We start from the raw sequence: 22,477 nt of genomic DNA on the forward strand, positions 1-22,477 counted from the left end.
CCCTTACTTCGCAGCCGCGAGCTCGGCGGCCTTGTCGGCCGCGCCGTCCATGGTGTCCACGCGCTGCACCAGCGGGTGGTTGGCGTCCGAGAGGATCTTGCGACCCAGCTCGGCGTTGTTGCCGTCGAGACGGACGACGAGCGGCTTGGTGACCGCCTCGCCCTTCTCCTCCAGCAGGGCCAGCGCCTGGACGATGCCGTTGGCGACCTCGTCACAGGCGGTGATGCCACCGAAGACGTTGACGAAGACGGACTTGACGTCCGGGTCGCCGAGGATGATCTCGAGACCGTTGGCCATGACGGCGGCGGAGGCGCCACCGCCGATGTCCAGGAAGTTGGCGGGCTTGACGCCACCGTGGTTCTCACCGGCGTAGGCGACGACGTCGAGGGTGCTCATGACGAGACCCGCGCCGTTGCCGATGATGCCGACCTCGCCGTCGAGCTTGACGTAGTTGAGGCCCTTCTCCTTGGCGGCGGCCTCCAGCGGGTTCGCGGCCGCGTGGTCCACGAACTCCTCGTGACCCGGCTGGCGGAACTCGGCGTTCTCGTCCAGCGAGACCTTGCCGTCGAGGGCGATGACCTCGCCGGAGGCGACCTTCGCCAGCGGGTTGACCTCGACGAGGAGCGCGTCCTCGGCGATGAAGGTCTTCCACAGGGTCACGAGGACCTCGGCGACCTGCTCGGCGACCTCGGCCGGGAACTTCGCCAGGGCGACGATCTCGCGGGCCTTCTCGATGGTCACGCCCTCGTTGGCGTTGACCGGGACCTTCGCGAGCTTCTCCGGGGTCTCCTCGGCGACCTGCTCGATGTCCATGCCGCCCGCGACCGAGGCCATGGCCAGGAAGGTGCGGTTGGTGCGGTCGAGGAGGTACGAGACGTAGTACTCCTCGAGGATCTCGGGAGCCGTCTCGGCGATCATCACCTTGTGGACCGTGTGGCCCTTGATGTCCATGCCCAGGATGTCCGTCGCGCGGGCGACGGCCTCGTCCGGGGTCGCGGCGAGCTTGACGCCGCCGGCCTTGCCGCGGCCGCCGACCTTCACCTGGGCCTTGACGACCGACTTGCCGCCCAGCTTCTCGGTGGCCTCGCGAGCCGCCTCAGGCGTGTCGATGACTTCACCGGCCAGCACCGGTACACCGTGCTTGGCGAAGAGGTCCCTCGCCTGGTACTCGAACAGGTCCACGCGCGTCCGTCCCTTGTCTTCAAAGATTCGCAGTGATTCGCGGTTGTCTGCTATCTGCGTGGGCGTGCCGCGAGGGCATCGTGACGGCGCTGTCACTGGGGAGGCGCACACGGTGACCGTGGACGCGGCATGTCCGTCTCGCAGGTTATCCCCGTGGGCCGTAGGTCCCTAAATCACAGATCACACCTGAGCGGTGATACCTGTCACAGATCGCCTCACGGTTGAGCTGCGTCTTCGTGTGATCTGCCGATTTACGCCCGGCGCGCGGACGGACCCCCGCCGCGATGGCCGGCCGGTGGCCCGGCGGTGGTCCCCCGGTGGTTCCGCGGTGGGCGCGGGTCACGGCGGCGCGGGTCACGGCAGGGGCAGGGGGCGCTTCTCCAGGGCCGCCGCCATCACCTCCGGAAAGAGGTCGGGGGTGCAGGCGAAGGCGGGCGATCCGAGGGCCGCGAGCGCCGCCGCGTGGTCGTGGTCGTAGGCCGGGGCCCCGTCGTCGGACAGGGCCAGCAGCGTCACGAACTCCACGCCGGCCGCCTTCATCGCGGCGACCCGCGCCACCATCTCGTCGCGGATGCCGCCCTCGTAGAGGTCGCTGATGAGGACGACGACGGTCTCGGCGGGTCGGGTGATCCGGGACTGGCAGTAGGCCAGGGCCCGGTTGATGTCGGTGCCGCCGCCCAACCGGGCGCCGAAGAGGACGTCGACGGGATCGTCGAGCCGCTCCGTCAGGTCCACCACCGAGGTGTCGAAGACCACCAGGCGGGTGGAGAGCGCGCGCATCGAGGCGAGGACCGCGCCGAAGACGGAGGCGTAGACGACGGAGGCCGCCATCGAACCCGACTGGTCGACGCAGAGCACCACCTCCTTGCGCACCGCCCGCGCCGCCCGTCCGTGGCCGACGAGCCGCTCGGGGACGACGGTGCGGTGCTCCGGCAGGTAGTTCCCCAGGTTCGCCCGGATGGTCCGGTCCCAGTCGATGTCGTGGTGCCGGGGGCGGCTGACGCGCGCCGACCGGTCGAGGGCGCCCGTCAGCGTGGCCCGGGTGCGGGAGGCGAGGCGCTCCTCCAGCTCCTCGACGACCCTGCGGACCACGAGGCGCGCCGTTTCCCTGGTGGTGTCGGGCAGGGCCTGGTGCAGGGAGAGGAGGGTGGCGACCAGGTGGACGTCGGGTTCGACGGCCTCCAGCATCTCCGGCTCCAACAGCAGCGTGGACAGGCCGAGCCGGTCGATGGCGTCCCGCTGCATGACCCGCACCACGGGGCTCGGGAAGTACGTACGGATGTCCCCCAGCCAGCGGGCCACGCGCGGCGCGGAGCCCCCGAGCCCGGCGGAACGCTCCCCCGGGGCCCGGCGGGCGCCCGGTTCGCCGTCGCCGCCGTAGAGGGCCTCCAGGGCGCCGTCCATCGCGGCGTCCCGTCCGGTGGGCGTGTGGCCCGTGCCGTCGGCCCCTCCGCCGCCCAGGACCAGCCGCCACCTCCGCAGCCGCGCCGCGTCCGCCGACTCGCTTCCGGCCCGCGCGTCCGTCTCGTTCATGTGCCGTCCTCCTCCGCCTCTCGATTCCCCGCACCTCCGGACGCCCGCACGCCGCGCGCCGGCCCTCCGGTACGTCCATCAGCCCGTACGCCGTACGCCCGGCCTCCCCTCCGCCGGCCCTCCGGTCCGCCCGCCCACCCGTACGCCGTGCGCCCTGCCACCGGTGTGCCGGTCCGCCCGGCCGCCCATGTGCCGGCCGCCGGTCCGCCCGTCCACCGGTGCGCCCGTACGCCGGTCCGCCCGGCCTTCCGGCCGCCTGTCCGCCCGGCCGCCCCGCCGCGGGTCCGGCAGTCGGCCCGGCCGCCGGGTCGCCCCGCCGGCCCCGTGTCCGTACGGACGGACGCGCCGCGCCCGCGCCGCCGTGTGCCGCGCCCCGCGCCCCTCGGCTCAGCCGGCCCGGCCGTTCGGGCCGGCGGCCGCCGCCGCGAGCAGCAGGCGGGCCACCTCGGCGGCCGCGTCCGCCCGCGCCGGGTCCAGCAGCGGGGCGAAACCCTCGGGGCCCTCGGCGGCGCCGGTCGGCCGGCCGCCCGGACCCCGCCGGACCAGCTCGCCCAACGTCCGCCGCACGCCCGGCTCGTACGCCCCGAAGGTGCGCCGCAGCAGGGGCAGTACGTCGACGAACGCCCGCTCCGGCACCGACGCCAGCCAGGTGTCGATCAGGGCGAGCAGCCGCTCGTCGTGGACCAGGAGCGTGCCGCCGCCCGAACCGCCGCCCGCGAAGCCCTCGATCCAGCCCGCCGCCTCGGCGGGGGCGGCGGCCGGGGACAGGGCCAGGCCCATCAGCCGGGCCGTCTCTCCGGCCGGGAGCCGGCCCTCGTCGAGCAGCAGCCGGACGGCCCGGCCCCGGATCACCCCGGGCACGCCCTCCCGCCCGGCCAGCGTCGCCAACACGGCCGACCACCGCTCCCGCAACCCGTCGCCGCCCCCGGCACCGCCGTCGCCGTCGCCGTCGGTGTCGGTGTCGGTGTCGGTCAGCAGCCCGATCGCCGCGTGCACCCCGTCGACGTGGGTCCGCAGCTCCGCCGCCGCGTCGGCGTCCGGTCCGGCGGCGCAGGCCGCCGGCAGGGCCACGCATATCCGCTCCGCGATCCCGGCCGCCACCCCGGCGAGCGCCGCCCCGTCGGTGCCCCGTACGTCCCCGTACCGCAGCGAACGGGCCAGGGCCGGCAGGGCCTTGGCGAGCCGGACCACGTCGTGGTCGAGCGCCGCCCGGTCGGCGAGGGCGCGCAGCACCGCGGGCAGCGCCCCGGACAGCCCGGCGAGCAGGCAGCGTTCCGCCAGGGCGGTGATCTCGACCGGTTCCGTCGCGCGGGCGGCGTCCGCCTCGGCGCGGGCGGTGGCGGCCGCCTCGACGGTGGTGCCCCAGACGCCCGCCTCGGCGACCCGTACCGACAGTTCGGGCTCCCAGGACAGCCTCCAGGTCTCCCGGAAGGTGCCGGTGCCGGCCCGGGAGGCGGTGAGTACGCCCCAGCGGATGCCGAGCAGGTCCAGCCGGTGCAGCAGGCGGGACCTGGCGGCGTCGGTCTCCTTCCGGAGGTCGAGTTCCAGCTCCCGCCGCCGGGCCTCGGGTCTCAGCCGCAGGGAGCGCTGGCGCCGCGTCAGGTCCCGCTGGAGGGGGACGACGGGTGCGGTGTCCGGGACCTCGCCGAGCACGTCGCCGACGACGAGGCGGTCCTCGATCAGCGCGAGCGGCACGTCGGAGCCGTCGCACATGACGGCCCGGACCGCCTCCAGGGTCTCGGTGAGCCCGGGCAGCGGTCGTCCGCGCAGCGCGGCGAGGCTCTCGGCCAGCCGTACGGCCTCGATCACGTGGGCCGGGGAGACCTGGCGGTCCTCCGCGCGCAGCAGTCCGGCGATCCGGGTCAGCCAGCGTTCCACGGGCCGGTCGGGGGCGGAGAAGAGGTGCGCGTACCAGCCGGGCGAGGTGATGCCCGCGCCGTAGCCGCCGGCGCGGGCGAGCCTGCGGTGGGTCCAGGGCACCCAGGTGGTCTCCACCTTGACCTTGGGTAGGCCTGTGAGCAGGGCCCGGTCGGCGGCGACGGTGGTGCGGGCCCGCAGGGCCGGGACGTGCCAGGCGCCGCACACCACGGCGAAGTCGTCGCCGAACTCCCGCCGGGCGGCGCGCGTCCGCTGCCGCATGTGGGCCTCGCGGACCGCCTCGCGGGGGTCGTCGTCGTCCCCGTACGCCTCGCGCAGGGCCTCCATGGCCTCGCCGAGGGCGGTGAAGGCCGCCAGGGCGTCACCGGGGCCGCCGCCCCGGTGTTCGACGACGTCCTCCCACCAGCGCTCGGGGTCCTCGTACCCGGCGGTCTCGGCGAGGACGGCGAGGGGGTCGAGCCGGACGCGCGGCCCGTCGGGCGGCGCGTCGGGCGGCGCGTCGGGGTCGGCCGCTGGTGCGGGGGCCAGGGAGTGCGCGGCCGGGAGGTCGATGAAACGCACCGGTACGCCGGCCTCCCGCGCCCAGCGGATGGCCACCCACTCGGGGGAGAACTCGGCGAAGGGCCAGAAGGCGGCCCGGTTCGGGTCGTCGGCGGCGTGGGCGAGCAGGGCGACGGGCGGACGCATCGCCGGGTCGTCGGCGAGGGCGAGGAGCGCGTCCCCCTCGGGCGGGCCCTCGACGAGCACGGCCGACGGCGCGGCCGCGTCGAGCGCGGCCCGCACCGCGCGCGCCGACCCGGGGCCGTGGTGGCGCACCCCCAGCAGCAGGGGTCCGCCGCTCGCGGGGCTCATGCCGTCACCTCCCGGCAGGCGCGGTAGAAGTCCTTCCAGCCGTCGCGCTCGCGGACGACGGCCTCCAGGTACTCCTGCCACACCACGCGGTCGGCGGCCGGGTCGCGGACGACGGCGCCCAGGATCCCGGCGGCGACGTCGGAGGGGCGCAGGACGCCGTCCCCGAAGTGCGCGGCGAGCGCCAGGCCGCCGGTGACCACGGAGATGGCCTCGGCGGTGGACAGGGTGCCGCTGGGCGACTTGACCTTGGTGCGGCCGTCGGCGGTGACGCCCTCGCGCAGCTCGCGGAAGACGGTGACGACGCGGCGGATCTCCTCCAGGCCCTCGGGCGCCGCGGGCAGGTCGAGGGCGCGGCCCATCTGGTCGACGCGGCGGGCGACGATGTCGACCTCGGCGTCGGCGGTGGCGGGCAGGGGCAGGACTACGGTGTTGAAGCGCCGGCGCAGGGCGCTGGACAGCTCGTTGACCCCGCGGTCGCGGTCGTTGGCGGTGGCGATGAGGTTGAAGCCGCGGACGGCCTGCACCTCCTGGCCGAGTTCCGGTATCGGGAGGGTCTTCTCGGACAGGACGGTGATGAGGCTGTCCTGGACGTCGGCGGGGATGCGCGTGAGTTCCTCGACGCGCGCGGTCATCCCGTCGGCCATGGCCCGCATGACGGGGCTGGGCACGAGCGCCTCGCGGCCGGGCCCGTGGGCGAGGAGGCGGGCGTAGTTCCAGCCGTAGCGGACGGCTTCCTCGGGGGTGCCCGCGGTGCCCTGGACGAGGAGGGTGGAGTCCCCGCTGACGGCGGCGGCGAGGTGTTCGGAGACCCAGGTCTTGGCGGTGCCGGGTACGCCGAGCAGCAGCAGGGCGCGGTCGGTGGCCAGGGTGGTGACGGCGACCTCGACGATCCGGCGCGGGCCGACGTACTTGGGCGTGATGACGGTGCCGTCGGGGAGGGTGGCGCCGAGGAGGTAGCTCGCGACGGCCCACGGGGAGAGCTTCCAACGGGCCGGTCGGGGCCGGTCGTCGGCGGCGTCCAGGGCTTTCAGTTCGTGCGCGAAGGCGTCTTCGGCGTGCGGACGCAACGCCTGGGTACCGGTGCTGTTCTCGGGCATGGTCATGCTCCCCCTCCGATGCTCGACAGCCGCTCCCGACTGCTGCTCCCACGGTGCACCATGGGACTGACAACACCCGTCCGGAATGGCGTCGTTGCAGGTCGCAGCGATTGTCAGTGGGGCTGCCTACGGTGGTTTCCATGAATGGACAGCGGGTCCGCCGGACAGTGGAACAGGTACGGGAACTGGCTCCCGACGAGGCTTCGCGCACCGCGGGGAACCGGCTCGCCGGGGCGGCGTCGTGGACCCAAACCGGAGCTTCCGCTTCCGGCGCGGTGTGGGGTCTGTGCAAGGGCAGTGGGAGGACCCCGTACCGGACGGTCGTGGACCTGTCGGGGCCGGGGTACCGGTGCTCCTGTCCGAGCCGGAAGTTCCCGTGCAAGCACGCGCTGGGGCTGCTCCTGCTGTGGGCGGACGGGGGTGTGGAGGAAGGGGGCGGCGCTCCGGACTGGGCGGGGGAATGGCTGGCCGACCGGGCGGCGCGGGCCGAGCGCGCCGCGGTCGGTCAGGCCGCTCCGGTGGACGAGGAGGCGGCCCGGCGGCGGGCGGAGCGGCGGGCGGAGCGCGTGACGGCGGGGGCCGTGGAGTTGGAGCGCCGGCTCACGGACCTGTTGCGGTCCGGGATCGCGGGTCAGGAGCGGACGGGGTACGCCGGCTGGGAGGAGACGGCCGCCCGGATGGTCGACGCCCAGGCGCCTGGACTGGCCTCCCGCGTAAGGGAGTTGGGGACAATACCCGGTTGCGGGCCTGGCTGGCCGGCCCGGATGCTTGAGGAGTTCGCGCTGCTGCACCTGCTGGACAGGGCCTGGTTGGGGGTGTCCGGGCTGCCGGAGCCGTTGGCCGCGACCGTCCGGAGTCGGGTCGGGCTGCCGACACCGGCGGCCGGGGAGACCGTCCGGGACCACTGGCTCGTACTCGCCCAGTACGACTCGGTGTCCCCGGACGGCCGCCTCACCACCCGCCGGACCTGGCTGTGGGGGTCGGCGAGCGGGAGGCCGGCCCTGGTGCTGGAGTTCGGGCCGCCGGGCCGGCCGCCCTCGCTGGCGCTGCCCGTCGGGCTGGTGCTGGAGGCGGAGGCCCGCTTCCGACCGGGCTCGGCGGGGCTGCGGGCGGACCTCGGGGACCGTACCGCCGCCGTGGCGCCGACCGGCGGGGCTCCGGCGGGGGTGGACACCGCCGAGGCCCTGGCCGCGTACGGGACCGCGCTACGGGCGGACCCGTGGCTGGAGTCCTGGCCGGTGGTGCTGGGTCCGGTCGTCCCGATCCCGGGGGAATCGGGGGACGGGGGCTGGCAACTCGCGGACGCGGAGGGCTCGTCCGCGTTGCCGGTGACGCTCGCCGACGGCGGCGCCCGTTCAGGGCTGTGGCGCCTGGCCGCCCTCTCGGGCGGCGGGCCCGTCACGGTGTTCGGCGAGTGCGGCCACCGCGGCTTCACCCCGCTGACGGCCTGGCATCCGCGCACCGCGGAGGTGGTCGCACTGGGGTGAGGACGGAGCGGAAGGGGGCGCGGCGGAGGCACACGCGGGGCGCGCGGGGGCGCGCACGCGGGGCGGTCCGCCGGTGACGGCGACCGTACGAGGGACGCACGACGCACAACGCACGAAAACGACTGACGACTGACGACTGACGACCGAGGACCGAGGACCGACGACGAGGGAGGAATCGAGGACGGGGAACGGGGGCGCGGGGGCGCCGCCGTCGGGGGGAAGCAATGGAGCGGGGGCTCTGGTGAACGACAACCACGCCAGCTGAAGCACGCCCCGGTCCCGCACAGGGGGCGGGACCGGGGCGCCTGGACACGACGTACGACGTACGGCACACGGCACACGACGCACGACACGGAAGACGACGCGAGGGAGGGGACCGGTGGAGGACGCCGACTCGGGCGCGGAGCGGGGGGCGCGGGGGCCCGCGGAACCCGCGGCATGGGAGGAACTGGTCGCGACCGCGCTGCTGGGGACGACCCGGCGGGGCGGGTCGCCGCAGGAGCTGCTCGACGCGGCGGCCCTGCGCACGGTGCGCCGCCGCGCGGGGTTGCGGCCCGCCGAGGCCGCGCTCCGGCCGCCGCCCGCGCCGCACGATCCGCGTCCGGCGCCGCCTCGGGCCGCCCGGCAGCGGCTCGCGCAGCTCCTCGCGGGCCGGGCCGCCACCGGCGGCGGCCACCGCCGCGGGGCGGCCCCTGACCTGACGGAGCTGCTCCCGCAGTGGCTGGCCACCGCCGAACGGCACGGTTACCGGGCCCCTTCGGAGCTGGTCCCGGCCCTGCTGGACGCCGCGCGGGCCCGGACCGACCTGCGTCCGCGCGCGCTGGCCCTGGCGGGGGCGCGCGGGCTGTGGCTGGCCCGACTCAACCCGGAGTGGCGTTTCGCCCTGCGGGCCACCGCGGGCGGCGCGGGGGAAGCCCCGGACCCGACCGACGGGCCGGCGGTGGCCCGGTTGTGGGAGGAGGGGCTGTTCGCGGAACGGGTCGCGCTGTTGGGCCGCGTACGGGCGCACGATCCGGCGGCGGCGCTGCGGTTGTTGGGCACGACCTGGCCGAAGGAGCGGGCCGAGGACCGGCTGATGTTCCTCGACTCGCTGCGGGTGGGGCTGTCCCCGTCGGACGAGCCCTTCCTGGAGGAGGCGTTGGGCGACCGCAGCCGCAACGTACGGGCCACGGCGGCCGAGTTGCTGTCGGCGCTGACCGGTTCGGCCCTGGCCGGGCGGATGGCGGTGCGGGCCCTGGCCTGCGTCGGACCGGACGGGGTGGAGCCGCCCGCGGAGTGCGACGCGGGGATGGCGCGCGACGGGGTGGTGAGGCGACCGCCGGCCGGGCGCGGGGAGCGGGCCTGGTGGCTGGGCCAGCTGGTGGAGGCGGCTCCGCTGTCCTGCTGGCGGGAGCGGTTCGCGGGCCTGGCCCCGGAGCGGATCGTGGAGCTGGCGGTGACGGGCGGCTGGGCCGAGGGCTGGGCGGAGGAACTGCACGCGGCCTGGTGCCGGGCGGCGGTGCGCCAGCGTGACGCCGCCTGGTCGAAGGCCCTGCTCGGGCCGCCCTCCGCCCCGCCGGCGGCGGGGCCTGGGACGGCCTCCCTCGCGGAACGGGCGAAGCTGCTGGAGACCCTGCCCGCGGGGGAACGGGCCGCGTGGGTGGCGGGGTTCGTACGGGCCCACGGCCTGTCGGAGGCCTTCCAGCTGCTCGGCGTGTGCCGGGTTCCGTGGGCGGGTGAGCTGGGCCGGGCCGTGGTGGACGCCCTGGAGGCGGCGCGCGAGGCGGGCAGCTACCCGTGGAGTTTCAGCGGGGTGATGGGGCTCGCGGAGCGCTGCCTGGACCCGGCGGAAGCGGACCACCTGGCCGCGCTGACGGTGACGGAAGCACAGGCCCCGCCGGAGGCGACGCCCGGAGCGGACGCGTACTGGGCGGAGGCCTTCGGGCGGCTGGTGGCCACCCTGCGGCTGCGCGCGGCGATGCTCGCCGAACTGGCCCCGCCCGCCGGGAGCGGCGGACGGACGTGACGGACGAAGGGCGCGACCGCCGAAGGACACGGCGCAGGAACGGCACGGCGTGCGAACGGCGTGCCGGACGAGGGGTCGGCGGCCGGCGGGAACCGGCCGCCCCCGGGGTCAGGCCTGACGGACGTGTGCGTTGACCCAGTCGACGATCGAGGTGGTGGTGGCGCCGGGGGTGAAGATCTCGGCGACGCCCTTCTCCTTCAGCGGGGCGATGTCGTCCTCCGGGATGATCCCGCCGCCGAAGACCTTGATGTCCGCCGCGTCGCGCTCCTCCAGGAGCTCGATGACGCGCGCGAACAGCGTGTTGTGCGCGCCGGAGAGGATCGAGAGGCCGATGGCGTCCGCGTCCTCCTGGATCGCGGTGTCCACGATCTGCTCGGGGGTCTGGTGGAGGCCGGTGTAGATGACCTCCATGCCCGCGTCCCGCAGCGCACGCGCGATCACCTTGGCGCCGCGGTCGTGGCCGTCGAGACCCGGCTTGGCCACCACCACACGGATCGGACCGGTCACACCCATCGCACTGCCTCCCGAGTGAACGAACGTTAAGTACAGCATTGCGCACGGCGCCGTTTCGCGGTCAACCAGGAGGGGGAAATCACACGCGGGACGCCGTTGATTCATCACCGTTCGGCCGCCCCCGCCACCGCGCCGACAGCCGCACGGCACGGTGGCGGGGCCGTATCGGCAGCACGGCCCCGTACCCAAGAGGTCCAGGGGAGGCCGTCGATGGGGCTGACGATCGCGCCGCTGCCCGTGTCCCGTTCCGGAGCCGCCCTGCGGGCGGCCGTCCTGGAAGCCGTGGTGTTGGGCGGACACCTCCTCCTCTATCCCACCGGCGTCCTCGCGGAGCGCCCCGCCGCCGGGCCGCCCTCCGCACGGACGGCCGGACAGCTCCCGCCGGTCCTGCTGCTGCACGGGTTCACCGACAACCGCTCCGTCTTCGTCCTGCTGCGGCGCGCCCTCGGCGCGGGCGGTCTGCGGCGCGTGGAGACGTACAACCACTCGCCCTTCAGCCGTGACCTGCGGGTCACCGCCCGCCTGCTGGCCCGGCGCGTCGAGGAGCTGTGCGAGCGCTCCGGGCAGGACCGGGTGGACCTGGTGGGCCACAGCCTGGGCGGGCTGGTGGGGCGGTTCTACGTCCAGCGCCTCGGCGGCGACACGCGCGTGCGGACGCTGGTCACGCTCGGCACCCCGCACGGGGGCACCCGGGTCGCGCCCTTCATGGACGCGCACCCCCTGGTCCGCCAGATGCGGCCGGACTCGGAGGTCATGGCCGAGCTGCGCGCGCCCGCCCCCGGGTGCCGGACCCGGTGCGTGGCCTTCTGGAGCGAGTTCGACGCGCTGATGGCGCCGACGGGCACGGCCCGCATCGAGCATCCGGACCTGGACGCGACGAACATCGAGGTCACCGGCATCGGACACCTGGCCCTGCCCGTCCACCCGGCCGTCATCACGGCCGTCCGGCGCGCCCTCGACGGCGCCGTCCTCGACCCTCGGACCTCCGCCGCCCCCGCTCCCCCGCGCCTGACGGGAACCGACGAACGGGGTCTGGTCGTCTGAGCCCCGCGGGGGTCCTCCACGTCCGGCCGGTCGGGCCCGGCGGACGAACCGCGATCGAACGAATTTCGAACTCAAGGCCAAGGCTCGGTCTCCCCGCGACCGAAAGACGGCCGAATGCCCGGTTCCGCTCAGGATGAAACCGTCCGAAGATTGTCGTCGCCAGTAACCGCCGGGTACAGTCACGCCACTGCTCTCCTCCGGTGAACCTCGAGTTCCCCGGCCACCCAGGCCCCCCACTGCCGAGGCGAAAGAGAAGTTGGTGAACGACCGCCCGATGTCGGGCCAGTACCCCGAAATGGGATACGACGGCCTTTCCACCACCACTTTCGCTGGTGACCAGCCCTATGTTTCCTACGAAACCCAGGGCCAGGGCTATCAGTACGTCACGGACCCGGCCGCCGCGGGGAGTTACGACCCCTACGGCGCGCACCAGTCCACCGGCACGTACGACAGCACCGCGTGGACCGCGCAGGAGAGCTACCTGTCGACCGTCCCCAGCCAGGGCCTCCCCGAGGACGGCACCGGGCAGTGGGACGCGAGCGCCTGGACGACCGCCGCCGGCGACTTCCAGACGAACTCCTTCGCCTACGACTCCTCCGGCGCGCAGCACAGCGGTCACTGGGCCGTCCCCGACTACGGCCAGGACACCGGCGCCTTCGACGCCACCGCCTGGAACGGCGGCGCCGACACCTCCCGGCAGGACGCGGAGTACGCGTACGAAGCCACGACCGTCGTCCCCGTCACCGTCGAGGCCTCCGACGCCTTCGAGACGCTCGACGCGTCCGGCGGGTCCTACGATTCCCACGGCTCCTACGAGGACACCCTCGGCGAGGCCCTCCCCGACATCGGCGACACCCTCGGCGACGGGGACCTCTTCGCGGGCGCCGTCCACGAACTGCCCACGCAGGCCATGCCCGTCACGGCCGTCGGCGAGACCCGCTCCGCGCGCCGCGCGGGCGGCAAGGGCAAGGGCAGGTCCCCGGCACCCGACCGGCAGGCCCCCGCCGCCGGCAGCCGGCGGCGCAGCCCCGCCAAGCGCTCCGCCCTGCTGACCGTCGCCGTACCCTCCGCCTGCGTGATGGGGGTCGCCGGAGTGGCCGCCGCCTCCGTCGGCGGACTGACCGGCACCGAGAAGCCGGCCGAGGAACCGACCACGATGGCCGCCCCCGACCCGGCCTCGGTGCAGCCGGTCGCGGCGAACAACAAGCTCGACACCCAACTGGCCGCGCTCAGCGCCGACGCGGGCGACTTCGCGGACCGCGCGAGCCGCACCCAGGAGCGCATCGACCTGCGGGTGCGCCAGGAGGAAGAGAAGAAGAAGCGGGCCGAGGAGGCCGCGGCCAAGGAGGCCGCCCGTCCCAAGTTCGCCGTACCCGTGGCCCAGCACGGCCTCAGCGCCGGCTTCGGCCAGTCCGGCGGCATGTGGATGTCCGTGCACACCGGCATCGACTTCCCCGTCTCCTACGGGACCCCGGTCATGGCCGCCACCGACGGCACCGTGCGCACCCAGTGGAACAGCGCCTACGGCAACATGGCCATAGTGACCTCGCCCGACGGCACAGAGACCTGGTACTGCCACCTCAGCAGCACCAAGATCCGGTCCGGGAAGGTCAAGGCCGGCGAGGTCATCGCCTACTCCGGCAACTCCGGCAACTCCACCGGCCCGCACCTGCACTTCGAGGTGCGCCCCGGCGGCGGCGGCCCCGTCGACCCCCAGGCCTGGCTCGGCAACAAGGGCCTCAACCCGTCCTGAGCGAAGCCGTCCGGGCACCCGAACCGCCCGGACCCGGAGCCCCGGACCCAGAGCCCCGAACCACCGAACCGCCCGGACCGGGCCCGCGCACGCGGGCCCGGTTCTCGGTTTCCGGAGCCCTGCCTACAGCTTCTGCACCGGGGCGTACCGCAGCAGCAGCCGCTTCGGCTTGTCGTCCCCGAAGTCGATGGTGGCCTGCGCGTCCGCGCCGGCCCCCCGGACCTCGACGACCGTGCCCAGCCCGAACTGGTCGTGCGTGACCCGGTCCCCGACGGCCAGCGCGATGACCGGCTTGTCGGCGGCCCGCCGCGTGGCGAAGCCCGACGGACCCGACTTCGTGCGGGACGAGGACAGGAACGCCTCGGGCGAGGTGCCGAACGTGGCCTTCCCCGAGCCGGAGGAGCCGTAGCCGGAGCCGCGCATGGGACCCGCCGGCTTCTGCGCCGCGCCGGTCCGCTTCCACTGGAGGTACTCGGCCGGGATCTCCTCCAGGAACCGCGACGGCGGGTTGTAGGAGGGCGTGCCCCAGGCGCTGCGCATGCCGGAGCGCGTCAGGTAGAGCCGTTCGCGGGCCCGCGTGATGCCCACGTAGGCGAGGCGGCGCTCCTCCTCCAGTTCCTTGGTCTGTCCCAGGGCGCGCATGTGCGGGAAGACCCCGTCCTCCATGCCCGTCAGGAAGACCACCGGGAACTCCAGGCCCTTGGCGGTGTGCAGGGTCATCAGCGTGATGACGCCCGAGCCGTCCTCGTCCTCGTCGGGGATCTGGTCGGAGTCGGCGACGAGCGCGACCTGTTCCAGGAACTCGGCCAGGGTGCCGGGGCCGGGCGCGGGCGTGCCGTTCTCCGCGGCCTCGGTGGTCGCCGCCTCCCGGGCCTGCTCGAACTCCAACGCCACCGCGGCCAGTTCCTGGAGGTTCTCGATCCGCGTCTCGTCCTGCGGGTCGGTCGAGGCCTGGAGCTCGGCGAGGTAGCCCGTGCGCTCCAGCACCGCCTCCAGGACCACGGCGGGGCCGGCGCCCGAGTCGACGATCGTGCGCAGCTCCTCCATCAGCACGTTGAAGCGCTTGACGGCGTTGGTGGAGCGGGCGGCCATGCCGAAGGCCTCGTCCACGCGGCGCAGGGCCTGCGGGAAGGTGATCTTCTCGCGCATCGCGAGGGCGTCGATCATCGCCTCGGCGCGCTCGCCGATGCCGCGCTTGGGCACGTTGAGGATCCGGCGCAGCGGGACGTTGTCCTCGGGGTTCGCGAGGACGCGCAGGTACGCGAGGACGTCGCGGACCTCCTTGCGCTCGTAGAAGCGCACCCCGCCGACGACCTTGTAGGGCAGTCCGACGCGGATGAAGATCTCCTCGAACACGCGCGACTGGGCGTTCGTCCGGTAGAAGATCGCGACGTCGCCCGCCTTGGCGTCGCCGGCGTCGGTGAGCCGGTCGATCTCGTCGGCGACGAACTGGGCCTCGTCGTGCTCGGTGTCGGCCACGTAGCCGGTGATGACCGCGCCGGTGCCGGCCTGGGTCCACAGGTTCTTCGCGCGGCGGTTCTCGTTGCGCTCGATGACCGCGTTGGCGGCGGACAGGATCGTCTGGGTGGAGCGGTAGTTCTGCTCCAGCAGGATCGTCGTCGCGTCCTTGTAGTCCTCCTCGAACTGGAGGATGTTGCGGATCGTCGCGCCGCGGAAGGCGTAGATCGACTGGTCGGCGTCACCCACCACGCACAGTTCGGCCGGCGGCAGGTCCGGGAGGCCGGGACCGACCAGCTCGCGCACGAGCGTGTACTGGGCGTGGTTGGTGTCCTGGTACTCGTCCACCAGCACGTGGCGGAAGCGGCGCCGGTAGTGCTCGGCGACGTCCGGGAACGCTTGGAGGAGGTGGACGGTGGTCATGATGATGTCGTCGAAGTCGAGCGCGTTGGCCTCGCGCAGCCGCCCCTGGTACATCGCGTACGCCTGGGCGAGCGTCTTCTCGAAGCCGTCGGCCGCCTGGTCCGCGAAGGCGTCCGCGTCGATCAGCTCGTTCTTCAGGTTGGAGATCTTGGCGTTGAAGGACTTCGGCGGGAACTTCTTCGGGTCGAGGTCCAGGTCGCGGCAGACGAGCGCCATCAGGCGCTTCGAGTCGGCCGCGTCGTAGATCGAGAACGACGAGGTGAAGCCGAGGCGCTTGGACTCGCGGCGCAGGATGCGCACGCACGCGCTGTGGAAGGTGGAGACCCACATGGCGTTCGCGCGGGGACCGACGAGGCCCTCGACGCGCTCCTTCATCTCGCCCGCGGCCTTGTTCGTGAAGGTGATCGCCAGGATCTGGCCGGGGTGGACGTTCCGCGCGGACAGCAGGTGCCCGATGCGGTGCGTGAGCACCCGTGTCTTTCCGGAGCCGGCGCCGGCCACGATGAGCAGCGGGGAGCCGGCGTGCACCACGGCCGCGGCCTGCTGCTCGTTCAGCCCGTCCAGCAGCGTCGCGGGGTCGATGACGGGGCGCGGGGCCCCGTCGCGGTAGTACGCGTCCCCGCCCATGGGTACGTCGAAGCGGCCCCCGAAGAGGTCGTCCGCGCCCGGCTCGGGGGCGGCGTGTTCCTCGGGCGGCGGCGGGACCTCGTCGGAGGGGCTGAGGTCGGCCAGGAAGCTGTCGTCAAAGAGGCTGCTCATCGCCTTCCGAGTTTAGGGGGCCGGACCGACACCCGGTCCCGCCCGCCGGAAAAAGGGCCGGCCGGCCCGCCCCCGCGGGGGTGGGCCGGCCGTTTCCCATGGGCTTCGGCGGTCCGGTCGGTCGGTCCGGTCGGTCCGGTCGGTCGGTCCGGCAGGGGCCGGGCCGGTGCCCGGCGCCGGGGGCTACCAGCCGGCGGAGCCGATCTCCTTGCGCTCGCCCAGGCCGGAACCGGTGCCCGGGTAGAGGAAGAGCTTGCCGGTCGAGTTCTGGACGGCGACCAGGTCGTCGGCGCCGGTGGCGCCCTGGAGGTCGCCGCCGATCAGGTCGGACATGCCGTTCCAGCCGCCCGTGCCGATGAGGACGCGCTCGCCGATGTACCCGTTGTTGCCCGGGTAGAGCCACAGCTTGCCGGTGGACTCCTCCACCCCGACCAGGTCCTGTCGTCCGCTGTTGTTGACGTCCATGCCGGTCAGGTTGGACATGCCGTTCCAGCCGCCGGAGCCGATCTCCTTGCGGGTCCCGAGCTGCCCGCTCGTGGATCCCGGGTAGAGGTAGAGCTTGCCGGTGGACTTCTCCACGGCCGCGAGGTCGGAGACCGTGTCGCCGTTGAGGTTGAGCCCGGTCAGGTCGGACATGCCGTTCCAGCCGCCGGTGCCGATCATGACGCGGGTGGAGCCGCCCGCGATCGTCGAGTTGTCGGCGCCCTTGTAGAGCCACAGCCTGCCGGTGGACTCCTCGACGGCGACGACGTCGTCCTTGCCGTCGCCGGTGAAGTCGCCGCCGGTCAGGTTGGACATGCCGTTCCAACCGCCGGAACCTATCTCGACGCGGGTGGAGCCGCCCGCGATGGTGCCGCCCGAGTTGCCCTTGTAGAGCCACAGCTTGCCGGTGGACTTCTCCACGCCGACGACGTCGATCACGCCGTCGCCGGTCAGGTCGGCGGAGGCCAGGTCGATCATGCCGGTGTCGCCGGTGCCGCCGCCGCCCGGGCCGTCCGGCTTCGGGTCCGGGGTCGGGGCCGCACAGTTCTTGCTGGTCAGGCTGGCGTCGGGATAGAAGGCGGTGCCGTTGAAGACGGTGCGCTGGTAACTGGAGTTGTGGCGCTGTTCGTAGTGCAGGTGGGCGCCGGTCGATCCGCCGGTGCTGCCGACGAGCCCGATCAGCTCGCCGGCGTCGACCTTCTCCCCCTCGGAGACCCTGAAGGCGTTGAGGTGGGCGTAGAGGGTGCTCCAGCCGTTGCCGTGGTCGATGACGACGAACTTTCCGTAGCTCTCGTTGCCCTTGTCCCGGACGTGGGCGGTGCCGCCGGCGCTGGCCAGGACCGGCTTGTTCACGGTCGTGGACGCGCCGCCGTGCGTCCAGTCGACGGAGTTGGCGGAGGGCCGGTGCGTGGAGCGGGAGTCGCCGAACCACTTCTCGCCGCACGGGAAGGGCATCTGGAAGCGGGGACGGCTGTCGCCGGTGGCGAAGGTGGCGGCCATCGGGGCGTTGTAGGACGAGGAGAGTCCCATTTCCTCGGCGGTGAGGACGGGCAGCTCCCCGTGGTGGTCGCCGTCCTCGGCCCGGGCCCCGCCGGCGGAGAGGGCGGTGGCCGCCAGGGTGGCGCAGATCAGTCCGGTGGCCATCCGCACGCGCCGCGAGGTGCGGCGGGTCGGGGCGGCGACTGCGGAGGCGGAGGCGGAGGGGGTGTTCGCAGACATGTGGGGTTCCAAACCGGCACACGGGTGCCCGGGGAAGGGGTGGAGGTGGGGTGCGTGACGGCTCGTACGGCGGGGGCCGCCGGAGCCGGGGTGGGGACGGGGACGGGGGCGGGTGTGGTCACGCCCCGCCGTCCCCGGGCGGCTACCAGCCGCCGGAGCCGATCTCCTTGCGGGCGCCGAGGCCGGAGCCCGTGCCCGGGTAGAGCCACAGCTTCCCGGTGGCCTTCTCCACGCCGACGAGGTCGTCGTGGCCGTTGGAGGTGAAGTCGCCGCCGACCAGGTCGTTCATGCCGTTCCAGCCGCCGGAGCCGATCTCCCTGCGGTCGGCGAGACCGGTGCCCTCGCCCTTGTAGAGGAAGAGCTTGCCGGTGGAGGTCTCCGCGCCGACGAGGTCGGCCCTGCCGTCGCTGTCGATGTCCATGCCGACGAGGTCGTGCATGCCGTTCCAGCCGCCCGTGCCGATCAGCACGCGGGTGCTGCCGCCGCCGATGGCTCCCGCGCCGTTGCCCTTGTAGAGCCACAGCTTCCCGGTGGAGTGCTCCACCCCGACGAGGTCGGCCCTGCCGTCGCCGGTGAAGTCGCCGCCCACCAGGTCGTGCATGCCGTTCCAGCCGCCGGAGCCGATCTCCTTGCGGGCGCCGAGGCCGCTGCCGTTGCCCGGGTAGAGGTAGAGCTTGCCGGAGCTCTCCTCGGTGGCGATGACGTCGTCCCTGCCGTCGCCGGTGAAATCGCCGGCCGCCAGGTCGGACATGCCGTTCCAGCCGCCGGAGCCGATCTCGACCCGGGTGGAGCCGCCCGCGATGGTGCCGTTCGTGTTGCCCTTGTAGAGCCACAGCTTGCCGGTGGAGGCCTCGACGCCGACCACGTCGTCGACGCCGTCGCCGTTGAGGTTGGCCGCGACGAGGTCGGTCATGCCGGCGGGGGGCGCGGGCGGGGTCGTCGTGTCGTCGACGATGTTGTCGTAGCGGACGGGGGCGAAGGGTCCGTAGCCCGGGTAGTACGGGTAGTCGTAGACGCGGTGGTGCACGCCGGAGGGGGTGAAGTCGAAGCCCCAGTAGCGGGTCTTGGCGCTGTCGGCCCACTTCTCGAAGAGGACGACGTGGCCGTTCACCCCCGCGTCGTTGTCCAACAGGGCGTCGCCCGCCTTCAGTTCGGACTTGGCGATCGAGTGGACGGTGCCGCGCGGTTCGAAGGCGTCGGTGGTCAGCGAGTCGTCCAGGTCCCAGGCCATGGAGACGAAGCCGGAGCAGTCGGTACGGTAGCCGCCGTACCGGCCGCCTCCGGAGTAGTCGAGGCCGATGCCGACCCAGGACTTGGCGCGGGCGATGACCCGGCTACGGGTGATCTTCGTGGCGGCGGCCGAGTAGACCGAGGCTCTCAGCTCGCCGGACACCGGGGCCACCGCCCCCTGGCCGGAACTGCCGAAGTCCGGATCCGGTATCGGGTCGGCGGCCGGGGCCGCGGCGGGAACGCCCGTGGCGGCGGACGGCGCGGCCAGCGCCGCCGTGTCGACGGCCACGACCGCTCCGGAGGCGACGGCCGCGGCGACCAGGGCGGCGACCGCGGCGCGGCGGGGCGACCGGGTGGAGGACGTACGGGTGGGGGACGTACAGGCGGCGGGCGTACGGGTACCGGGCGTACGGGTGCGACGGGACATGACGGAACTCCGGTTCACGACGGGGGATCGGGTGCGGGGAGCCGGGGCGTGCGCTCCGGCGCCTCCCCCTCGCCCGTGCACGTCCCGCGGTGACGCCGCCGGGGCTCTGAGGGAGTGTCAGCGGGGGTTTCCCCCACTGCCGTGCCTCAGCTTCGCCGCCGTGATCACGGCGCGGAAGGCTTCGTCGCGGGACCGAATCGGCCATGGCCGGTTCCGGCCCGTGCCCGCCCCCCGACCCCCCGTTCCCCCGGCCTCCGACCATGTCCCGTACCGGCCCGCACCGGCCCGTGCCCGGCCCGACCCCTCCGCCGTCGGGGGGCGCGGGGGCGCCCCGTACGCTCGACGGCATGACCGTTCTCACCGATGTCTTCGTCGGCCTGCACATCATCGGCATCGCCTCGCTGCTGGGCGGCTTCCTGACCCAGATGAAGGCGATGGGCGCCGGCACCGCCCGCTTCACGCCCGCGATGCTGCACGGCGCGCTGACCATGCTCGTCACCGGCGTCCTGCTCGTCGGCTTCCGGGAGATGAGCGGCGGAGCGCCCCTGAACCACGTGAAGATCGGGATCAAGCTGGCGATCCTCTTCGTGATCCTCGCGCTGGTCTACGTGAAGCGGGACGAGGAGAGCGTCGACAAGGCGCTGTTCGGCGCGGTGGGCGGACTGACCGTGGCGAATATCTTTATCGCCGTCCTCTGGCACTGAGCGGTCCCCTCCGGTCATCCACGGCCAGACAAGATCACTTCCGGGCTTTTCGACATCGTCCCGTGACCTCCGGGTTTAGCGTCCTCCCCCAAGACCGACGGAAGGACGTGAGGCCCCCGTGGCCAGTCATCGAAAGCCCCGGCAGCGCCCGCTGCGCGGCGGCCCCGTACGGACCGCCGCCACGCTCGCCCTCGCGGGCGCTGCCACCACCACCGCCTTCGAGGGCACGTCGCAAGCCGAACCGCAGATCGGCCCGGCCCAGGTGAGGGCCGAGGTGGACCGGCTCTACGGGGAGGCCGAGGCGGCGACCGAGCGGTACAACGGGGCGAAGGAGAAGGCCGACGCGGCGGAGCGGTCGCTGAACGGGCTGCGCGACGAGGCCGCCCGCAGGACGGACCGCCTCAACACCGCCCGCAACGCGCTCGGCTCGCTCGCGGCCGGCCAGTACCGCAGCGGCGGGTTGGGCCCCGCGCTCCAACTGGCCATGGCCACCGACCCGCAGGACTACCTCGACCGGGCCGGCTTCCTGGCCCGGGCCGGCGACCGCACCGCCGCCGAGGTGTCCTCCGTACGGCGCGGACTCGACGAGGTCGGCGCGCTGCGCGAGAAGGCCGCCGGCAAGGTCGCGGAACTCCGCGCCGGCCAGGACGAACTGGCCGCGCAGAAGGCCGTCGTCGAGGACCGACTGAACACCGCCAAGCGACTGCTGGACCGGCTCACCGCCGAGGAGCGGGCGGCGTACGAGGCCGCGTCGGGCGGTGGCGCGACCACCCCGACCGCCGGGGCCGGCGCCGCGGCCGGGCCCGCGGCGCGCCCGGCACCGGTCCCCTCGGACGGCTCCCGCGCCGCCCGCGCGGTGGCGTTCGCCCACGGGGCGATCGGCAAGCCGTACGTGTGGGGCGCGACGGGACCGGGCTCGTACGACTGCTCGGGGCTGACCCAGGCGGCCTGGCGCGCGGCCGGGGTCTCCCTGCCCCGCACCACCTACACCCAGATCAACGCCGGCCGGCGGGTCTCGCGGGACGCGTTGGCCCCGGGTGACCTGGTCTTCTTCTACTCCGGGGTGACGCACGTCGGCCTGTACGTCGGCGGTGGCCAGATGATCCACGCCCCGCGTCCCGGCTCCACGGTCCGCCTCGCGCCGGTGGACTCGATGCCGTGGGCGGGCGCCTCACGTCCGGTCTGAGGCGTCCGGCCCGAGGCATCCGGCCCGAGGCATCCGGCCCGAGGTGTCCCCGCTACGGCGCCTTGACCGTCTTGCTCAGCCAGTCGAAGGTCTGCGGCAGCTGCCTGGACCACGAGTCGAGGTTGTGCCCGCCGCCGACCTTCTCCGCGTGCACCGTCGTCGGGCTCTTGGCGATGGCCTTCAGGTCCTGGCCGGACAGGTAGCCGTCGTGCTCGGCGCCCGACATCCACAGCGAGACCGCCGGCGGCGCGGGCTGCGTCTGGAGGAGGTGCTTGAGGTTGTGGGTGCGGCGCAGTTCCGGGTCCTGGGCGACCAGCGAGCTGGGCTCCTGCCCGGGGTCGTTGTACCCGGACAGGGAGACGGCCGCGCTGTAGCGGTCGGGGTGCAGGATCGCGAGCTTGGCGGCGCAGTAGGCACCGGCGGAGTAGCCGGCGACGCCCCAGGTGCGGGCCTCGTCCGAGGCCCGGAAGTTGTCGGTGACCATCTTGCGGACGTCGACGCTGAACCAGCTGTCGGCGTTGACCTTGCCGGTGAGGTTGGCGCAGCCGGTGTCGGCGTTGCCGAGGAGCATGGCGCGCGGGGAGACCAGGATGAAGGGCTGGATCTTCCCCTCCTTCATGAGGGGCTCCAGCACCTCGTGCGCCTTGAGCCCCTGGAACCAGGACTTCCCGGTGCCGGGTATGCCGGGGATCAGCTCGACGACCGGGAACTTCCGGTCCTTCCAGGCCGGGTCGTCGTACTGCGGCGGCAGCCACACCATGACGTCGCCCTTGACCCCGGAGATCTTCCCGTCGAGCTCGGTCTTCTTCACGCGCCCGCCGAGGCCCTCGACCGGCTGGAAGTCCTGGCGGGCCTTCGGCTCCTCCTTGACCTGTTCGGCCTTCTTGCCGCCGAGTCCGTCCGGGCCGAGGTCGGGGGCGGCCTGGACGTAGGACCCGGTGCCCATCAGGTCGCCCCAGGAGGCGTAGAAGTTCATGTCCCGGTTGATCGCGACGAAGACCAGGGCCACGGCCGTCACCTGCGCGAAGACCACCATCAGGACGCGGGTCGCGCCGCGTGCGACGGCGGGGCCGCGCACCTTGCTCCACACGGCCAGCGGCAGGGCGACGGCGATCACGGTCAGGGCGACCACCGTCGCGAGAAGGGGGGTCCCCGTCAGGCTCATCACGCCACCCAAGAGTCCGACGGCCCCCGGTCCGGTTGCCCGCCGGCGCTGCGTCGTGGATCACACGTCGGTCGGCGGGG

15 protein-coding genes are annotated in these 22,477 nt (G+C 73.8%); 6 read left to right on the forward strand and 9 right to left on the reverse strand.

The genetic code is table 11. The annotated features are described in order from the left end of the window. Nucleotides 1-3 precede the first annotated feature (3 nt). The 4 genes from sucC to ACZ6ZI_RS27465 all read right to left on the reverse strand — a co-directional run bounded on the left by sucC (nucleotide 4) and on the right by ACZ6ZI_RS27465 (nucleotide 6,548). Nucleotides 4-1,182: an ADP-forming succinate--CoA ligase subunit beta gene (gene sucC, locus ACZ6ZI_RS27450; RefSeq protein ID WP_469525060.1), complete on the reverse strand. Its 1,179-nt coding sequence runs from the start codon at nucleotides 1,180-1,182 to the stop codon at nucleotides 4-6. 354 nt (nucleotides 1,183-1,536) lie between these two features. Next, nucleotides 1,537-2,715 (reverse strand): VWA domain-containing protein, encoded by a 1,179-nt coding sequence (locus ACZ6ZI_RS27455; RefSeq protein ID WP_469525061.1) that lies wholly within the window; start codon nucleotides 2,713-2,715, stop codon nucleotides 1,537-1,539. A 387-nt stretch (nucleotides 2,716-3,102) separates the two neighbouring features. Further along, nucleotides 3,103-5,445: a DUF5682 family protein gene (locus ACZ6ZI_RS27460; RefSeq protein ID WP_469525062.1), complete on the reverse strand. Its 2,343-nt coding sequence runs from the start codon at nucleotides 5,443-5,445 to the stop codon at nucleotides 3,103-3,105. Further along, nucleotides 5,442-6,548, reverse strand: coding sequence for an ATP-binding protein (locus tag ACZ6ZI_RS27465; RefSeq protein ID WP_363058073.1), 1,107 nt, complete (start codon nucleotides 6,546-6,548; stop codon nucleotides 5,442-5,444). Before ACZ6ZI_RS27465 ends, ACZ6ZI_RS27460 begins: the two co-directional genes overlap by 4 nt. A gap of 134 nt (nucleotides 6,549-6,682) precedes the next feature. Between ACZ6ZI_RS27465 and ACZ6ZI_RS27470 the strand changes: the two genes are divergently transcribed. Together ACZ6ZI_RS27470 and ACZ6ZI_RS27475 are read left to right on the forward strand one after the other, a co-directional pair. Then, complete coding sequence (locus tag ACZ6ZI_RS27470) at nucleotides 6,683-8,029, forward strand: SWIM zinc finger family protein (protein ID WP_469525063.1); 1,347 nt, start codon at nucleotides 6,683-6,685, stop codon at nucleotides 8,027-8,029. Between the two features lie 379 nt (nucleotides 8,030-8,408). Further along, the gene (locus ACZ6ZI_RS27475; RefSeq protein ID WP_469525064.1) at nucleotides 8,409-10,034 is read left to right on the forward strand and encodes a DUF5691 domain-containing protein; all 1,626 of its coding nucleotides are present in this window, start codon (nucleotides 8,409-8,411) and stop codon (nucleotides 10,032-10,034) included. A 108-nt stretch (nucleotides 10,035-10,142) separates the two neighbouring features. Here ACZ6ZI_RS27475 and ACZ6ZI_RS27480 read toward each other — a convergent pair whose 3' ends face one another. Then, on the reverse strand, nucleotides 10,143-10,547 hold the full coding sequence (locus ACZ6ZI_RS27480; RefSeq protein WP_363058079.1) for a cobalamin B12-binding domain-containing protein: 405 nt from the start codon (nucleotides 10,545-10,547) through the stop codon (nucleotides 10,143-10,145). 210 nt (nucleotides 10,548-10,757) lie between these two features. Between ACZ6ZI_RS27480 and ACZ6ZI_RS27485 the strand changes: the two genes are divergently transcribed. Together ACZ6ZI_RS27485 and ACZ6ZI_RS27490 are read left to right on the forward strand one after the other, a co-directional pair. Continuing rightward, on the forward strand, nucleotides 10,758-11,591 hold the full coding sequence (locus ACZ6ZI_RS27485; protein ID WP_469525067.1) for an esterase/lipase family protein: 834 nt from the start codon (nucleotides 10,758-10,760) through the stop codon (nucleotides 11,589-11,591). Between the two features lie 274 nt (nucleotides 11,592-11,865). Then, entirely contained in the window at nucleotides 11,866-13,344 is a 1,479-nt protein-coding gene (locus ACZ6ZI_RS27490; protein ID WP_469525309.1) for a M23 family metallopeptidase, read from the forward strand. Between the two features lie 123 nt (nucleotides 13,345-13,467). Here the strand turns inward: ACZ6ZI_RS27490 and pcrA are convergent, their stop codons facing one another. From pcrA to ACZ6ZI_RS27505, 3 genes are all read right to left on the reverse strand, one after another. Then, on the reverse strand, nucleotides 13,468-15,984 hold the full coding sequence (gene pcrA, locus ACZ6ZI_RS27495; RefSeq protein ID WP_469525070.1) for a DNA helicase PcrA: 2,517 nt from the start codon (nucleotides 15,982-15,984) through the stop codon (nucleotides 13,468-13,470). Nucleotides 15,985-16,167: 183 nt separating this feature from the next. Further along, nucleotides 16,168-17,685 (reverse strand): peptidoglycan DD-metalloendopeptidase family protein, encoded by a 1,518-nt coding sequence (locus ACZ6ZI_RS27500; RefSeq protein ID WP_469525072.1) that lies wholly within the window; start codon nucleotides 17,683-17,685, stop codon nucleotides 16,168-16,170. 142 nt (nucleotides 17,686-17,827) lie between these two features. After that, a complete protein-coding gene (locus ACZ6ZI_RS27505) occupies nucleotides 17,828-19,342 on the reverse strand; it encodes a C40 family peptidase (protein WP_469525074.1) in 1,515 nt (504 codons plus the stop codon). Between the two features lie 347 nt (nucleotides 19,343-19,689). On the opposite strand from ACZ6ZI_RS27505, the gene ACZ6ZI_RS27510 reads away from it, so the two are divergent. Next, nucleotides 19,690-20,046, forward strand: coding sequence for a hypothetical protein (locus ACZ6ZI_RS27510; protein WP_469525076.1), 357 nt, complete (start codon nucleotides 19,690-19,692; stop codon nucleotides 20,044-20,046). Between the two features lie 118 nt (nucleotides 20,047-20,164). After that, on the forward strand, nucleotides 20,165-21,232 hold the full coding sequence (locus tag ACZ6ZI_RS27515) for a C40 family peptidase (RefSeq protein ID WP_469525078.1): 1,068 nt from the start codon (nucleotides 20,165-20,167) through the stop codon (nucleotides 21,230-21,232). A gap of 52 nt (nucleotides 21,233-21,284) precedes the next feature. On the opposite strand, the gene ACZ6ZI_RS27520 is transcribed toward ACZ6ZI_RS27515, so the two are convergent. Continuing rightward, nucleotides 21,285-22,397: an alpha/beta hydrolase gene (locus ACZ6ZI_RS27520; protein ID WP_469525079.1), complete on the reverse strand. Its 1,113-nt coding sequence runs from the start codon at nucleotides 22,395-22,397 to the stop codon at nucleotides 21,285-21,287. Nucleotides 22,398-22,477: the final 80 nt, after the last annotated feature.

This window comes from Streptomyces sp. NPDC103540, from assembly GCF_055584445.1.

What these genes read in the sequence shown, in the direction of transcription:
- ACZ6ZI_RS27455 (WP_469525061.1), bottom strand. Translation starts at nt 2,715, where the DNA reads ATGAACGAGACGGACGCGCGGGCCGGAAGCGAGTCGGCGGACGCGGCG.
- ACZ6ZI_RS27460 (WP_469525062.1), bottom strand. Translation starts at nt 5,445, where the DNA reads ATGAGCCCCGCGAGCGGCGGACCCCTGCTGCTGGGGGTGCGCCACCAC.
- ACZ6ZI_RS27465 (WP_363058073.1), bottom strand. Translation starts at nt 6,548, where the DNA reads ATGACCATGCCCGAGAACAGCACCGGTACCCAGGCGTTGCGTCCGCAC.
- ACZ6ZI_RS27470 (WP_469525063.1), top strand. Translation starts at nt 6,683, where the DNA reads ATGAATGGACAGCGGGTCCGCCGGACAGTGGAACAGGTACGGGAACTG.
- ACZ6ZI_RS27480 (WP_363058079.1), bottom strand. Translation starts at nt 10,547, where the DNA reads ATGGGTGTGACCGGTCCGATCCGTGTGGTGGTGGCCAAGCCGGGTCTC.
- ACZ6ZI_RS27485 (WP_469525067.1), top strand. Translation starts at nt 10,758, where the DNA reads ATGGGGCTGACGATCGCGCCGCTGCCCGTGTCCCGTTCCGGAGCCGCC.
- ACZ6ZI_RS27490 (WP_469525309.1), top strand. Translation starts at nt 11,866, where the DNA reads ATGTCGGGCCAGTACCCCGAAATGGGATACGACGGCCTTTCCACCACC.
- pcrA (WP_469525070.1), bottom strand. Translation starts at nt 15,984, where the DNA reads ATGAGCAGCCTCTTTGACGACAGCTTCCTGGCCGACCTCAGCCCCTCC.
- ACZ6ZI_RS27500 (WP_469525072.1), bottom strand. Translation starts at nt 17,685, where the DNA reads ATGTCTGCGAACACCCCCTCCGCCTCCGCCTCCGCAGTCGCCGCCCCG.
- ACZ6ZI_RS27505 (WP_469525074.1), bottom strand. Translation starts at nt 19,342, where the DNA reads ATGTCCCGTCGCACCCGTACGCCCGGTACCCGTACGCCCGCCGCCTGT.
- ACZ6ZI_RS27510 (WP_469525076.1), top strand. Translation starts at nt 19,690, where the DNA reads ATGACCGTTCTCACCGATGTCTTCGTCGGCCTGCACATCATCGGCATC.
- ACZ6ZI_RS27520 (WP_469525079.1), bottom strand. Translation starts at nt 22,397, where the DNA reads ATGAGCCTGACGGGGACCCCCCTTCTCGCGACGGTGGTCGCCCTGACC.